This window comes from Paenibacillus solani (assembly GCF_050475945.1).
In the GTDB taxonomy this organism is placed as follows: Bacteria; Bacillota; Bacilli; order Paenibacillales; family Paenibacillaceae; genus Paenibacillus_AQ; species Paenibacillus_AQ solani_A.
In genome coordinates this window covers 62,187-76,367 of record NZ_JBCMXJ010000023.1, presented here as the reverse complement: position 1 = coordinate 76,367, position 14,181 = coordinate 62,187, and the positions used below count along the sequence as shown (strand labels likewise).

Below are 14,181 nucleotides of genomic sequence, written 5' to 3'. Positions count from 1 at the left end.
TTCTTAACTGACGAGAATGTGTTCATTCTCTATTTCAACGTCCCGCCTAAGCGGTCCGTTTTACTCACTCGTTGTTCAGTTTTCAAAGATCAATGGTGTTTCTCTTTGTCGTCGTTATCTCTCAGCGGCGACTTTTATAATATATCATACTCCCTATCAACTTTGCAAGCACTTTTTTAAAAAAGTTTTTTAAGTTTATTTTGAAGTTTGATGGCCGCCGCTTTGGCGGCATCACCTTCGAAAAGGAAGCGAAAATTAATTTACCATATACCAAGCAATTTCGTCAACACTTTTCTGCAAAATTAATGTTTGATTTGCGGAAACTTGCCGTTACGTGCATATTTGGAGAGTTCTTTCTGTGGGGCAAAGCGGGCATACATGCGGAACACCGTTTTATATCGATTGGCGATTGCTTGTCTGATATTTTGGTCCAATCGTTGGTCACTCAGATCCAGCAGCATTTCATCCAGTTCTTTTCGCAATACATAATCAAGCTCTTTACACTCTTTTTCGTTAAACAGCATTCCCAGCATGATAGGACCTCCTTGTATATGTAAACAAGCATGTCACGTTCACCCCATTCGCAATAAAGAAGCCTGTTGGCTTATGTATGGTGATTAACCGTTTAAGTGGCATCTCTATACCGAATGAAGCATCAGAAGACAGGGTGAACGTGCCCTGCTATAAACAGCTCTCTCTTCCACTCTGTTAAGCTGCTTTATTAGGTATGCTCAATTTCCGGGAAAATTATGACATCAACCACAACGTTATTGTACTTTCTATAATCGCAGCGATGAGAAGCAGAACGACAACCCATAAGGAAGCTGTCCCCAACTTACGCCAAAATTGGCGCCATTCTCCGCCGATACCTCTTCTACGCTCGCCCGTTGCGGTAATACTTCGCAAGACCAAGCCCCCAAAGGCAAGGCCATACCCGCAAGCGATCACGATGACTGGTATCTCAATAATTCCATGAGGCAGGAGTCCCCTCACGATGACATCAAACAGACTCTCCCCGCTCGCTTCCACGATTTTCAATAGAAACCCGATCACCATACCATTGACAACCAGGAAGAAAAACGGAATTATCCCGAGCAGCAATCCCGAGAACATGACTAGTACACTTTTAATACTGTTGTTAAGAAAGATGAATACAAAGAAGTTCCACTCCGGATTATTGGAGGACCCCAGCTGTTGACTCATGTCCGAAAGTCCCTGAAGCTGGCCGCGAAGAAATTGTTCAAATCCTTCTGAGCTCGCTCCCGCTACGATTCCGGCGATAAACAAGACCGTTGCCAAGAGTAATGCTTTCCGAATGGATCTTAAATCTCTGAGAAAAATGCTAAAACGTAACATTCAAGAACCTCCTAAATTGGTATAACTCACAAGTACGAGCATATGTTGAAGTAAACAAGCTATTGCACACTGAAGGGAGAGGGGCGCACCTATTATGAATTCTTTTTATGTATTCAACGGCAGAAAAATTAAGCGGTTTTTCTTCGTTCTGGCCGCGGCGATCTTTGCAATCGGCGTCATTTATGTGGAGAGTGACAATATCTCCGTCTTTTCCGAAAGCACCCCATCAGCAATTTACAGCGTGTCTACAAACAAGAAACAGATTGCCTTAACGTTTGACATTAGCTGGGGGGAGAAACGAGCAGAGCCGATTTTACAAGCCTTAAAGGATAATGGGGTTCAAAAAGCAACCTTCTTCCTGTCTGCACCATGGAGCAAAACGCATCCCGACATCGTAAATGCCATCAAGGAAAGTGGCTATGAAATTGGGAGCCATGGCTTTAAGCACGATAATTACAGCACCCTGACCGATGAAGAAATACGAAAGCAGATTTCTTCGGCACATACTATTTTAACCGCAATGACCGGACAAGAACCCAAGTTGATACGGATGCCCAACGGAGATTTCGACAAAAGAGTGCTTAGTATCGCCCAAAGCCTGAATTACACCGTTATCCAGTGGGATACCGACTCCAGGGATTGGAAAAATATCGGTGTTGATAAAATCGTGGATCGTGTGGTTTCCAAAGCCCACCCGGGTGACATCGTGCTTATGCACGCCAGTGACTCAGTGAAGCAAACACATGAAGCGCTCCCGCGCATCATCAATGAGCTTCGCAATCAAGGCTATGAGTTCGTTACCGTAACAGACCTCCTTCAACAGAGCAGCGCTAAGGGCACCGAGGTTCGTGATCACGCTTTTCTGCAGAAGAGCATTGAGGATGCAGGCGGCCTATAACGCTTATAACCATGAAAATCAATAATGCTTAACAAAAAAAGAGCTATGATGTTAGCTCTTTTTTTCGTCTTGTTGTGTAACTTTATGAAGAGTCAGAATCTGGTATGCATTACAGACCAGCAGGGGGACGACCATAAAGATCGTGGCATTGCTAACCCCGATTTGCAGTACGCCGATAATTTCCACGATGGAAATCGCCATCATAAAGAAGAGAGTCGGAATCCACGCATTCGCATTGGTGCTCTTCACTTTGAGATAAGCAACGACCACCGCAATTACTAAGATGGATATTCCTAAAATCAAATCTTGCTGCAAGCTGGTGGATCCACCGACAAAAGTACGGAAGAACATCAGCTCAAGCAATGCTAGAACCGCGAGCACAATCTGGATGTATTGCCAAGTCTTCCTCCGGAAAATGCCTATCCCCATATAATTTAGAGTCAGGTATGCAAAAAAGCCCATCTGGGAGTATACACTCACCAATGCCCCAGATCCTAACAAAATCAGCGGGTATATCAATAGATCGGCCATTCCCGTAAACTCGATCGAGTCATTAAAAAGCTGCAGAATCAATCCTACAACTAATGCCGCCACTGCCCCAACAAGCAGCGTTTTCATAAATAATTTAGACCATTTTCGTAAGCTCAACTAACTTCCACCCCCACAGATCATTATTTTACCAACGTTCACAATAAAAAACCATTCTGAATCCGACATATTTCTGCAAATCCATCACATACTATGCGAAGAAGCGTAAGAAAAACATATATCGGTATCAAATTGCAGACAACAGATGCGTGCAGATCTGGGTTCTTGCGATCAACGAATGGGTTCAGCTGGGCTATAAACTTATACATTCCATCAATCACCATTAAAAAAGGAGGACAACGGTAATGAAGTGGCCGTTATTTCGCTTATGCATTATCTTCCTCGTTGCTGCCATGATGCTTACTGCTTGTGGTGCAGAGCACAGCTCGTCCCCGCAGCTTGGATATAAAGAAATCAAGTCCATGGTGGTCGACATTCTAAAAACCGACGAAGGAAAAAAAGCGGTCGAGGAAGCGCAAGCCAGCGGAACTGGCGGTTCAACCAGCGGCGGCTCGATGGGAATGCGGATGATGTCTGCCCAATCAGGAGAACAGATTCGGACCGCTGTCAAGGATACCTTAGTGTCAGAGGAATATAAAAAAGAAATCGAAAAAATTATGACCGACCCTCGATTCGCAGGTGAATTTGCCAAAGCGATCAATTCGGAGAGCAAGCAACTGCATATGCAGTTAATAAAAGACCCTACGTATCAAAAGTCCGTTCAGGATATGCTAAAATCGCCGGATGTAATGAAGTCATTTCTTGAACTCACCAATACACCCGAGTATCGCAAGCAATCCATGACCGTGATGCAGGAAGCGATGCAAAACCCGCTGTTCCGCATGGAAGTAATGGATCTTCTCAAATCGGTTGTAAAAGAAGAACTTCAACCTAAAGTTGAGAAGAAGAAACAAGGCGAAGAGCAAGGAAAAGGAAAAGAAGAGAAAGGCAGCGGAAAAGGTGGCGGCGAAGGTGGCAGTGAGGGCGGCGGTGATGAAGGTGGAGGAGGCAGCTAATTTCCCTCCCCCATTAAATAAAACAAGCTCCCTGCAGGGAGCTTGTTTCTATATGAAGGCCTTTTTTCTAAACGGCAGCCTCCAGCTTATCATTAATTCTTGCGGCTATCTCGTCGTATATCGCTCCACTCTCGGTACCCGTCTTATAGACCGACGGTGAGAAATCTGGCTCAGATGGATGGTTGTCCGGAGCACCTAATGGAAGCTGGGCAAGCAGCTCCGTATGAAGCGTCTCTGCAAGCTTACCACCGCCCCCACGCCCAAACACATAATCCTTCTCTCCGCCGTGGGAGCAGACATAATAGGACATATTCTCCACGACGCCCAGGATTTCATGATCCGTCTGCAAAGCCATTGCACCCGCTCTGGCCGCAACAAATGCTGCTGTAGCATGCGGGGTAGTTACAATGATCTCCTTGCTCTGGGGAATCATTTGGTGCACATCAAGAGCTACGTCACCGGTTCCTGGCGGCAGGTCGAGGAGCATGTAGTCTAATTCTCCCCAAGCGACATCGGTAAAGAATTGACGCAGCATTTTGCCCAGCATCGGTCCGCGCCAGATCACCGGACTGTTCTCACGGATGAAGAATCCCATAGACATGACTTTAACGCCAAAGCGCTCAACCGGATGAATGACGCCGTCTTCGGTTACGGACGGCCCTTCTTCGATCCCCATCATATCCGGCACGCTGAAGCCGTAAATATCCGCGTCAATCAAGCCTACCTTCTTGCCTTGCCGAGCTAATGCTGCAGCTAAATTAACCGTAACAGTGGATTTGCCGACGCCGCCTTTGCCGCTTGCAATCGCAATGAAGTGAACGCCGGACTGTTCGCTGAGCAGTGTATTCTGTTCCATGCCGGCAGCATGTCCTTTTGTCAGTTTCTCCCGGTCGTTGGCTTCCTCTTGAGCCGCTTGACTTGCGGCATTATCCAGAGGACGCATTCGAATATGAATATCTTCTGCCCCCATGGCTTCAAGAATTTCTCGAATCTGCGCATCCAAGGAAGCACGTGTGTCTTCATCACTGTAAGAAACGGACAAACGAACTGTCCGTTCCTTAACAACAATATCTCGAATACGCTGGAGCTCCATTAAGCTCTTCCCGGTTTCGGGATCACGTAAAGGTTGAAGTATCTCCTGTACCGTTTCTCTAGTCAGCATATAAGCACCTCTGCTCTATGTAATGGAATAGACGATGTTCCGATATTCCCGTCTATTATACCACTACTCTGCAGCTTGTGACGACTTGCTGGTGGACTCTCCGGAGGAGTATCGCAAAATACCATTATAAACGGAAGCAGCTACTTTCCTCTGGTATTTCTCATCCCGCAGTAGTTCGGATTCCTGTGGATGGGATAAGAAACCAACTTCCACCAAGGCCGACGGGATACGCAAAGCTTGCAGTAAGTATATCTTCTCATCCGTTTTGGCCAGACGCTGCGTGTTCTCCAGATTGCGCCTGATTTCCTCCTGAATCAGTTCCGCGAGCTTCTTGCTATCCTCGCTATTTGGCGGGTAGAAGGTTTGTGCCCCACTCCATCGGTTGGAGGGAATGCTGTTCAGATGCACACTGAGAAACAGATCCGCCTTGCTCTCCTCGATCTTCCTGACACGCTGTTTGAGATCCTCCGTTTTTCGCTTGGAATACCCTTTAGTATTCTCGGCTGCCAGATCGTAATCCCCTTCCCTTGTCAAAATGACCAAAGCCCCTGCCTGTTGTAAATAGTCTCGAAGGTACAAGGTAATCGCCAGATTCACATCCTTCTCAATAACGCCCTGACGGCTCACAGCTCCCCCATCTGGTCCCCCATGACCTGCGTCAAGCGCAATGATCTTCCCAGCTAGCGGAAGGTTCCAGGTACTGGATGAGGTTTTAGCCGACGGGATTTCATAGGTTACAACGATGATAAGCAAGGCCAGAAGCAGCGCTCCAAACAAGGTTTGCTTAATTCGCTTCATCGAAATCCATACCGTAACTTTATCAGACCTCCGTCTGGACATAACAAAACCACCTCGTCCCATGAGTTGTACTACTCCATCATATGGGACAAGGTGGCTATTTAGACCTTCGTTATACGGTAACCTGTTCTTTCATGCCTTCAATCAGGACTTGTGCCACTTCCGGCCGCGTGAATTCTGGCGGTGGACACTGCCCTTCACGAAGCAAGCCCCTAACTTTCGTTCCCGATAAGGTCAGATGGTCTTCTTTAGGGTGCGGGCATGTTTTGCTTGAGGCCATGTTTCCGCATGTGGTGCAGAAGAAGCTGTGCTCAAAGAACAGCGGTGTTATACCTAACTCTTCTGCCGTGAAGTTTCTGAAGATTTCCTGAGCCTCATAGGTACCATAGTAGTCACCGACACCTGCGTGATCTCGACCTACGATAAAATGGGTGCAGCCATAGTTCTTCCTTACCATCGCATGGAAAATAGCTTCTCGCGGCCCCGCATAGCGCATGGCAGCCGGAAACACGCCCAGGAAGGTACGATCCGCGGGATAGTAGTTATCCAGCAGAGTCAGGTAACTCTTCATCCGTACATCCGCAGGTACGTCATCCGATTTCGTTTCGCCGACAAGCGGATTTAGGAAGAGAGCATCGACAATTTCCATGGCGCTTTTCTGAATATATTCATGCGCACGGTGAACCGGATTACGAGTCTGAAAACCGACGACCGTGTTCCAGCCCTTCGCTTTAAATTGCTCCCTGGTTACTGCCGGATCAAAATAAAATTCCCCAAAACGCTCCGGCTGGGGCCGATTCAACACTTGAATCGGTCCCCCTACATAAGTTGAAGGCCGTTCAAACAGCTTCTTCACACCCGGATGCTCTGGATCATCCGTCTTGAACACTTGTACTGCTTCGATTTGCTGATCTATCTGGTAGATGCTCTCCACTTCAATAACGCCATATATAATACCATCCTCTTCACCCACAAGGGCTGCCTTCTCACCGATAACCAGCTTTGCCGCTGTATCCTCATCCACAGCCAGGGTGACCGGGATGCTCCATACGGTTCCGTTAGATAAACGCATCGAAGAAACGACGGAACCATAGTCCCGTTCGTTAAGAAATCCTTGCAATGGAGAAAATGCTCCTACACCGATCAGATCAAGGTCTGATATGCTCCAAGCATTTACCGGAATTTTGTGAAAAGAATCCGCTTGTTTCAAAAGAACTTCACGTTCTTCTCCTTGAACTACCCGCTGTACCAGCGTGCCGCCATGAGGAAGTATTGCTGTCATGAAATTGTATCCTCCTTCGTATGCTGCAAAATGGAATATATCTAAACTTGCTTACAGTTTATTTATGAAGTCCGCATTCTGTCTTCTCATGTCCGGACCAGCGTCCTGCGCGCGGGTCTTCTCCCGGCATAACCTGTCGCGTACAATATTCGCAGCCAATGCTCGGATAATGCTGATCATGCAGCGGATTGTAGATGATATCGTTAGCCCGGATGTAATTCCATACATCCTCATTGGTCCAGCCTGCGATCGGATTGAACTTAACCAAACCGAACTTGGTGTCATACTCAATCTTCTTGGAATTTGCTCGGGTGGGTGCTTGATCTCTTCGAATTCCTGTAATCCAAGCCTCATATTGAGACAGAATCCGGGTAAGCGGTTCTACCTTACGGATATTACAGCACTCATTAGGGCTAACGCTCCATAGCGCGTCCCCATGCTGGGCTGCTTGCTCCTCTGGCGAAATAAGCGGGGATACCCGTACGAATTCCAGCCCATAGTGTGCAGCCATGCGATCTCGGGTTTCATAAGTCTCTTTGAAATGAAAGTCCGTATCCAGATAAAAGATATCCGTGGACGGGCTGATTTTTTGAATCATATCCACCAATACCACATCTTCCGCTCCAAAGCTGCAAGCAAACGTTATATTAGGGAATGTCTTAATTGCATACGCAATGACTTCCTCAGCTGATGCGTGCTCAAGCTCTTCCGCTTGTACTCTAATCAAATCCTCTTTCTCCAGCAAATTCATGATACAATGCCTCCCCCGATATTAATCCCGATATTCCTACTGAAATAATATGAATTAACTACAGTATAAAACATTCCTAATAAATGTCAACCATCAAAACTTTACCCTAAAAAAGAAAAAATCCCTTCCTGCACCAGCAGAAAGGGACTTTGGATTTATAGGTGTACAAACATATGAGGGATATAGATATAGGCCATTAGTCTACTCCTACGGATACCTCACCAGCTTTTCGGTCAATACCTGTACCGCTTCCCTCTTCTGGTTTGAGAGGGGCGGTCTGATTCGATGTTCGAAGCGGAATTTCCTTCAAGAAGAAGACAAGCATCAGTGCCAGCACGAGAACTAACATCCCTGTCAAGAATACCATCGATAAAGTATTCCCAAGCGCATCCCGAATGCTGTCAATCATCTGCATAAACAAAGGCTGAACATCTGCAGGAAGGCTTGCTTGCGTTTTCTCGATTAATGGTTTATTCATTAACGTCTGTGGATTAGCGAACGATAGCATCTGCTGAGCCATTTGCGGATCCAGGGAACTGAAGTCAGGTGCACTTTCAGACTGAAGTGCATCCTTCAAATTCTTCGTCAGGTTATTCGACATAACCGTACCCATAACCGCGATACCGATCGTACCGCCAAGATTACGGAACAACTGAGATGAAGCTGTTGCTACTCCAAGCTCTTTATGAGAGACTGCATTCTGTGTAGCCAATGAGAACACCGGCATACCCAATCCGAGTCCGATACCGAAGATAATGGTACTCAACACAGTGAGCCAGATGTTATCCATGAATACCATGATTCCCATACCAACAATCATAATAGGAACACCTAGAAGTGCGTAACGTTTGTATTTGCCGCTTTTTGCAATCAGTTGCCCTGTTACAGCACTCATCCCCATCATGAAGATCGACATCGGAATCGTGACATAACCCGCATAAGTCGGCGAAATGCCGAGCACACCTTGCACATAGAACGAGATGTAAATCATCGCGCCCATCAAGCCAAAGTTCATGATGAATCCAATCAGATTGGAAACCGTAACAACGCTATTTTTAAACAAACTGAGTGGCAGTACCGGCTCCTTCGCTTTCATCTCAACAAAGATAAAGATGATCGCCGATACGACTGAAGCCGCTATGAGACCGATAATTTCCGGCGATCCCCAAGGATATTCCGTACCTGCCCAAGAGAAGGCAAGCAGCAACGGAACGATGGCCGTTGTCAGGAATAAAGAGCCCAGATAATCAATAGATTGACCGGGTTTGCGTTCGACCTTCGGGAACAACGTCCAAATCATGATGAAGGCAACGACACCCAATGGCAGGAATATCCAGAACAACCAGCGCCATTCAATGTTATCAACAAGATATCCACCAAGCGTGGGCCCAAGGACACTGGAGAAACCGAATACGGCTGTCATCAGTCCCATCCATTTGCCGCGTTCTCGTGGAGGGAATAAGTCACCAACGGACATAAAAGCAGTGGACTGAATAATACCAGCACCGATACCTTGAATACCGCGATAAATAATAAATTGATACACGTCTGTTGATGTACCTGTTAGAAAAGCTCCTAACATGAAGAATAATATACCTATCATAATAAATGGCTTACGTCCGAACATATCGGACAGCTTACCTACCAGTATGGTCGCGATGGTTGAGGTTAACAAATAGATGTTAATCGTCCATGTATAATAATCCATACCATCCAGAATCGCAATAATGCGCGGCATAGCCGTACTTGTGATTGTCTGGTTAATAGCTGCGAAGAACATCGCAGCCATGATTGCAATCATAATTGATATTTTACGTTTAAGCGTTAAATGCTCCATGCTCCACCTCTACCCTTTGTGATTATCTTTATCTATGTTTGACAGCATCAATGAGAAGATTCTTCTCAAATGCTGTATGTCTTCCTCCGAAAGAATATTGAAAAACCCCTGGATCATTTCCTTCTGGTCCTTCTTCACTTTCTTAATCATTTCATACCCTGGCTCCAAGAGTGTGATGTTCACAACTCTCCGATCATCTTCAGCGCGTTCTTTCCGCAGGTATCCTTCCGCAACCAACTTATCTGTCAAACCGGTTATAGCCGGTGGTGTCAGCGTCAAGGCTTCTGCAAGCTCCGATACCTTCATCGGTCCACGCATCTTCAGTACATAGAGCACTTGAAATTGAGGAAAACTTAAATTGTACTTTCCCTCGCTTGTATGTTTCCATTCCTGCGAGATATTTTTAAGCAATGCCCGAAACATAGACGACACTTTGAAAATCTCTTCATTCTTATCCAACCCTATCCTCCTTGTCTATCTGCAAATTAATTATTTATTAAATGATTAACTACTAATTAATTAAGCACTTAAATAATTTCATTTTTATAATATATCTCTATTTACATATTGAGTCAAGTGGTTAATAATGACCAAGGTTCATGTTTAACATGGACTATCCTCAGGATGTTCACATCATGTGAACATCCTGTTGAATTCTCGTCAAAAAATATCAATAACCATCCCTATTCTGTGCATATCTTTGTGGATTATTTATGGGATACAACATCTATCCACAACCCTTCTAATGCGAATAGTCAGTGGCCCAGCACTCAAAAAAGCCCTTGACCATAATGGCCAAGGGCTTGGTAAATCGAGAATATTAACGTTTGGAGAACTGAGGTGCGCGACGAGCTGCTTTAAGACCGTATTTCTTACGTTCTTTCATACGAGGGTCGCGAGTCAGGAATCCAGCTCTTTTCAGAGAAGGACGAAGTTCTGGATCTGCCTTCAAAAGAGCACGGGAGATACCATGACGGATTGCTCCAGCTTGACCGGAGATACCGCCACCGTGAGCGATGACGAGGACGTCATATTTGCCCAGTGTTTCTGTCAGGTTCAAAGGTTGTTTAACGATCAGTTTGAGTGTTTCCAAACCGAAGTATTCATTAATATCACGTTTATTGATGACAATGCGTCCTTCACCCGGTACGAGGCGTACACGTGCTACCGAGTGCTTACGACGACCTGTCCCATAGTATTGTACTTGTGCCATGAAACTGTCCTCCTTTATAATTAGCCGCGAAGTTCGTAAACTTCTGGTTTTTGTGCTTCGTGTGGATGAGCTGTACCTGCATATGCTTTCAGTCTAAGCTTCATTTTCTCGCCCATGCGAGTTTTAGGAAGCATGCCGTGAACCGCACTTTCGATTACACGCTCTGGGAATTTAGCAATCTGGTCTTGAGCAGAAATCACTTTCAATCCACCTGGATGCATGGAGTGACGATAGTATTTCTTATCCTCCATTTTGTTACCAGTGAGGTGAATTTTCTCGGCATTGATAACTACCACGAAATCCCCTGTGTCAACATGTGGAGTGAATTGTGGCTTATGTTTGCCGCGGATCAGAGCCGCAACTTCACTTGCCAAACGGCCAAGCGTTTTGCCTTCGGCATCAACGATGTACCATTTACGCTCAACTTCATTTGGCTTCGCCATATAGGTGGTACGCATGTATAGTTCCTCCTTGTATTCGTCCGAAAATCAATATTAATTTTCATTAGTATTATTTATCTTCGTTCATGTGTAAAGCTTGTTTAAGATGTTGCTGTATTACATTCGGCGTTCTCTTAACCGGGGCTGTGGGAGAGCCGTTAAGAAAACACAAATTATATTCTACAGGAATACTCCCACTTACGCAAGTATTTTTTAGGCCTTTTACCTAGCCCCAAGCATATTAATCGAACAAGTCAATACGGTATTCGTATTACATAAGATGGGGTTAAACAATACCTGAGACATCGTATTCCACTTCCCACAGCATTAAGCCTTTGCCCATGGCTGTAGGACCGGCTGCAGCCCGGTTTTTGGCTTTCAGTATGACCAGCATGTCATCGGGATGGCGCTTGCCTTCCCCTACCTCAAGCAGCGTACCCATAATGATCCGAACCATATGCTGCAGGAACCCGTTTCCCGATACATACGTATGAATGATCCCTTGATCTCGCGTGTCCGGACGGCACATGGACATATCCTGCTCGATCCAAGCATCATAAATGGTACGAACATGCGAAGGCTTTGTCGACTTACGGGACGCAAACGTGGTATAGTCATGCGTTCCGATCAGATGAATCAGCCCCTGCTGCATCGCTTCGATATCCAGTTTCCCATAATGATGAATCTGGTAGCGTCGGTTGAATAGATCCGGATATTGATTCGCATTAATGCTATATCGATAGGTTTTGCGTTTCGCTGCATGGCGGGAATGGAACTCCATAGGTACCTCCATCGCATCTGAAACCACAATATCTTCCGGCAGCCAGGTGTTTAACGCCATACACCATCGTTCCACGGGTATGGGAGAAGCTGTGTAGAAATTGAATACCTGGGCCCGTGCGTGCACCCCGGCATCCGTTCTACCCGAAGCCGTAATCTTGAGTTGTTCTCCCGACAAACGGCGGATCGCTTCCTCCAGATAATCCTGGATCGTATGACCACCGGGCTGAGTCTGAAAGCCGTTATAATCGGTACCGTCGTAACTGACCTTCATCAGAAGATTACGCATTGCTGACCTCCTGAGCGCTTTGCTTGAAGAACTCTTCAAGCGAAAGCTTATAAGCATTAAGAGAAAACCTCTATCGAAGCTTTTTAAAAATGAGCGGCCGCGATTATTATTGCTAGGTTTTCTTGCGATATAGAATATCATCAAAAAAAGAGCCCCATAGGAGCTCCTTTTCATCATGTTAAGCCGAATCCTTCGAGTCAGCCACATGACTAGAAGGTCCCCGTTATTGTTGCCCATGGGGTAGTCGAGATGAGTCGAACTAAATGATCGACTATATCTCGCACCACTTCCCGTTCATGGCTCTAAGAATAATTATCTACAGGGCCGGGCATACATAACTACAGTCACTTCAATAGAACCAAGCTAAAGTTACGCGCGGTCAACCAGTTCCAAGTAAACCATTGGAGCTGCGTCACCACGACGAGGACCCAGCTTCAGGATACGAGTGTATCCGCCTGGACGCTCTACGTAGCGAGGAGCGATGTCGGAGAACAATTTTTGGATTGCATCTTGTTCACCGTCTACTGTCTCACGACGCACGAATGCAGCTACTTGACGACGAGCATGCAGATCACCTTTTTTTGCTTTTGTGATCAGCTTCTCAGCGATTGAACGAACTTCTTTCGCTTTGGCTTCAGTCGTTTGAATACGCTCATATAAGAAAAGGTCGGTTACCAGGTCACGGAACAACGCTTTACGCGCACTGGAATCGCGGCCCAACTTTTGGTATGCCATGTGTTTTTCCCTCCTTTTGCTAAGCTAAGCCGAATGCTATTCTTCCGTACGAAGTCCCAGTCCCAACTCTTCGAGCTTCTCTTGAACTTCCTCCAAGGATTTGCGTCCGAGGTTCCGGACTTTCATCATATCCTCTTCGGTTTTCGTTGTCAGCTCTTGTACCGTATTAATGCCGGCACGCTTCAAGCAGTTGTAGGAACGAACGGAAAGATCCAGCTCTTCGATCGTCATTTCAAGCACTTTTTCTTTCTTGTCTTCTTCTTTCTCGACCATGATCTCTGCATCCTTCGCTTCGTCGGTCAGACCCACGAAGAGGAACAGATGCTCAGTCAAGATTTTCGCGCCGAGACTAACAGCTTCCTCTGGTCTGATGCTGCCATCAGTCCAAATTTCAAGCGTTAGCTTATCGTAGTTGGTTACTTGACCAACACGCGTATTTTCCACTCCGTAGTTTACACGGCTAATCGGAGTATAGATCGAATCGACGGGAATGACGCCGATAGGCTGGTCATCGCGTTTGTTCCGATCCGCCTGGACATAGCCACGACCGCGACTAGCAAAAATACGCATATGAAGTCTTGCACCAGGGCCGAGCGTTGCAATATGAAGATCCGGATTTAGAATCTCCACATCACTATCCGCACGGATGTCACCAGCAGTAACAACCCCTTCACCCTCCGCATCGATCTCGAACACTTTCTCTTCATCGGAATGAATCTTCAGAGACAAAGCTTTCAGGTTCAGGATGACTTCGGTCACGTCTTCCATGACACCCGGAATCGTGGAAAATTCATGAAGTACACCATCGATTTGAATCGATGTGACGGCTGCACCCGGGAGTGAGGAAAGCAAGATGCGGCGAAGCGAGTTCCCCAGCGTCGTGCCGTATCCTCTCTCTAGAGGCTCAACAACGAATTTACCATACGTTCCTTCTTCATTGACATCAACGGTCTCAATTTTCGGCTTTTCGATTTCAATCACGCAAGTACCCCTCCTTCAAACGTCGCTCCTATATGAAACTGTCATCTTATCCAGT

Annotated in this window: 16 protein-coding genes; 2 read left to right on the top strand and 14 right to left on the bottom strand. The window is 46.1% G+C overall.

All coding sequences use genetic code 11. The features are described from left to right. Nucleotides 1-302: 302 nt before the first annotated feature. Together ABEQ74_RS27420 and ABEQ74_RS27415 are read right to left on the bottom strand one after the other, a co-directional pair. Entirely contained in the window at nt 303-533 is a 231-nt protein-coding gene (locus tag ABEQ74_RS27420; protein ID WP_009592811.1) for a hypothetical protein, read from the bottom strand. Between the two features lie 214 nt (nt 534-747). Then, the gene (locus ABEQ74_RS27415; protein WP_430125363.1) at nt 748-1,356 is read right to left on the bottom strand and encodes a stage II sporulation protein M; all 609 of its coding nucleotides are present in this window, start codon (nt 1,354-1,356) and stop codon (nt 748-750) included. Nucleotides 1,357-1,450: 94 nt separating this feature from the next. Between ABEQ74_RS27415 and pdaB the strand changes: the two genes are divergently transcribed. Beyond that, nucleotides 1,451-2,254 carry a polysaccharide deacetylase family sporulation protein PdaB gene (gene pdaB, locus ABEQ74_RS27410; protein ID WP_430125362.1) on the top strand — a complete coding sequence of 268 codons (804 nt, stop codon included), beginning with the start codon at nt 1,451-1,453 and terminating at the stop codon, nt 2,252-2,254. Nucleotides 2,255-2,305: 51 nt separating this feature from the next. On the opposite strand, the gene ABEQ74_RS27405 is transcribed toward pdaB, so the two are convergent. Further along, nucleotides 2,306-2,902, bottom strand: a complete 597-nt coding sequence (locus ABEQ74_RS27405) for a KinB-signaling pathway activation protein (RefSeq protein ID WP_430125361.1) — start codon at nt 2,900-2,902, stop codon at nt 2,306-2,308. Between the two features lie 245 nt (nt 2,903-3,147). Between ABEQ74_RS27405 and gerD the strand changes: the two genes are divergently transcribed. After that, nucleotides 3,148-3,858 carry a spore germination lipoprotein GerD gene (gene gerD, locus ABEQ74_RS27400; RefSeq protein WP_430125360.1) on the top strand — a complete coding sequence of 237 codons (711 nt, stop codon included), beginning with the start codon at nt 3,148-3,150 and terminating at the stop codon, nt 3,856-3,858. Between the two features lie 67 nt (nt 3,859-3,925). Here the strand turns inward: gerD and ABEQ74_RS27395 are convergent, their stop codons facing one another. The 11 genes from ABEQ74_RS27395 to ABEQ74_RS27345 form a co-directional block, all read right to left on the bottom strand. Then, nucleotides 3,926-5,020, bottom strand: coding sequence for a P-loop NTPase (locus ABEQ74_RS27395; RefSeq protein WP_430125359.1), 1,095 nt, complete (start codon nt 5,018-5,020; stop codon nt 3,926-3,928). Between the two features lie 63 nt (nt 5,021-5,083). Further along, nucleotides 5,084-5,860 (bottom strand): N-acetylmuramoyl-L-alanine amidase CwlD, encoded by a 777-nt coding sequence (gene cwlD, locus ABEQ74_RS27390; protein WP_430125358.1) that lies wholly within the window; start codon nt 5,858-5,860, stop codon nt 5,084-5,086. Between the two features lie 70 nt (nt 5,861-5,930). After that, on the bottom strand, nt 5,931-7,100 hold the full coding sequence (sat, locus tag ABEQ74_RS27385) for a sulfate adenylyltransferase (protein WP_430125357.1): 1,170 nt from the start codon (nt 7,098-7,100) through the stop codon (nt 5,931-5,933). A 58-nt stretch (nt 7,101-7,158) separates the two neighbouring features. Then, the gene (locus tag ABEQ74_RS27380) at nt 7,159-7,851 is read right to left on the bottom strand and encodes a phosphoadenylyl-sulfate reductase (RefSeq protein ID WP_430125356.1); all 693 of its coding nucleotides are present in this window, start codon (nt 7,849-7,851) and stop codon (nt 7,159-7,161) included. A gap of 196 nt (nt 7,852-8,047) precedes the next feature. After that, nucleotides 8,048-9,688 carry a DHA2 family efflux MFS transporter permease subunit gene (locus tag ABEQ74_RS27375; RefSeq protein WP_430125355.1) on the bottom strand — a complete coding sequence of 547 codons (1,641 nt, stop codon included), beginning with the start codon at nt 9,686-9,688 and terminating at the stop codon, nt 8,048-8,050. Nucleotides 9,689-9,697: 9 nt separating this feature from the next. Next, complete coding sequence (locus ABEQ74_RS27370; RefSeq protein WP_430125354.1) at nt 9,698-10,147, bottom strand: MarR family winged helix-turn-helix transcriptional regulator; 450 nt, start codon at nt 10,145-10,147, stop codon at nt 9,698-9,700. 361 nt (nt 10,148-10,508) lie between these two features. Continuing rightward, nucleotides 10,509-10,901 carry a 30S ribosomal protein S9 gene (gene rpsI, locus ABEQ74_RS27365; protein WP_430125353.1) on the bottom strand — a complete coding sequence of 131 codons (393 nt, stop codon included), beginning with the start codon at nt 10,899-10,901 and terminating at the stop codon, nt 10,509-10,511. Nucleotides 10,902-10,921: 20 nt separating this feature from the next. Next, nucleotides 10,922-11,359 (bottom strand): 50S ribosomal protein L13, encoded by a 438-nt coding sequence (rplM, locus tag ABEQ74_RS27360; RefSeq protein WP_430125352.1) that lies wholly within the window; start codon nt 11,357-11,359, stop codon nt 10,922-10,924. 268 nt (nt 11,360-11,627) lie between these two features. Then, nucleotides 11,628-12,410, bottom strand: coding sequence for a tRNA pseudouridine(38-40) synthase TruA (gene truA, locus ABEQ74_RS27355; RefSeq protein ID WP_430125351.1), 783 nt, complete (start codon nt 12,408-12,410; stop codon nt 11,628-11,630). Between the two features lie 369 nt (nt 12,411-12,779). Beyond that, nucleotides 12,780-13,145, bottom strand: coding sequence for a 50S ribosomal protein L17 (rplQ, locus tag ABEQ74_RS27350; protein ID WP_053491313.1), 366 nt, complete (start codon nt 13,143-13,145; stop codon nt 12,780-12,782). A gap of 36 nt (nt 13,146-13,181) precedes the next feature. Then, entirely contained in the window at nt 13,182-14,126 is a 945-nt protein-coding gene (locus tag ABEQ74_RS27345; protein ID WP_006212895.1) for a DNA-directed RNA polymerase subunit alpha, read from the bottom strand. Nucleotides 14,127-14,181 lie beyond the last annotated feature (55 nt).

Bases quoted from the DNA above. Each gene is read 5' to 3' on its own strand.
- ABEQ74_RS27420 (WP_009592811.1), bottom strand. From the start codon at position 533: ATGCTGGGAATGCTGTTTAACGAAAAAGAGTGTAAAGAGCTTGATTAT.
- ABEQ74_RS27415 (WP_430125363.1), bottom strand. From the start codon at position 1,356: ATGTTACGTTTTAGCATTTTTCTCAGAGATTTAAGATCCATTCGGAAA.
- pdaB (WP_430125362.1), top strand. From the start codon at position 1,451: ATGAATTCTTTTTATGTATTCAACGGCAGAAAAATTAAGCGGTTTTTC.
- gerD (WP_430125360.1), top strand. From the start codon at position 3,148: ATGAAGTGGCCGTTATTTCGCTTATGCATTATCTTCCTCGTTGCTGCC.
- ABEQ74_RS27395 (WP_430125359.1), bottom strand. From the start codon at position 5,020: ATGCTGACTAGAGAAACGGTACAGGAGATACTTCAACCTTTACGTGAT.
- cwlD (WP_430125358.1), bottom strand. From the start codon at position 5,860: ATGTCCAGACGGAGGTCTGATAAAGTTACGGTATGGATTTCGATGAAG.
- sat (WP_430125357.1), bottom strand. From the start codon at position 7,100: ATGACAGCAATACTTCCTCATGGCGGCACGCTGGTACAGCGGGTAGTT.
- ABEQ74_RS27380 (WP_430125356.1), bottom strand. From the start codon at position 7,851: ATGAATTTGCTGGAGAAAGAGGATTTGATTAGAGTACAAGCGGAAGAG.
- ABEQ74_RS27375 (WP_430125355.1), bottom strand. From the start codon at position 9,688: ATGGAGCATTTAACGCTTAAACGTAAAATATCAATTATGATTGCAATC.
- rpsI (WP_430125353.1), bottom strand. From the start codon at position 10,901: ATGGCACAAGTACAATACTATGGGACAGGTCGTCGTAAGCACTCGGTA.
- rplM (WP_430125352.1), bottom strand. From the start codon at position 11,359: ATGCGTACCACCTATATGGCGAAGCCAAATGAAGTTGAGCGTAAATGG.
- truA (WP_430125351.1), bottom strand. From the start codon at position 12,410: ATGCGTAATCTTCTGATGAAGGTCAGTTACGACGGTACCGATTATAAC.
- rplQ (WP_053491313.1), bottom strand. From the start codon at position 13,145: ATGGCATACCAAAAGTTGGGCCGCGATTCCAGTGCGCGTAAAGCGTTG.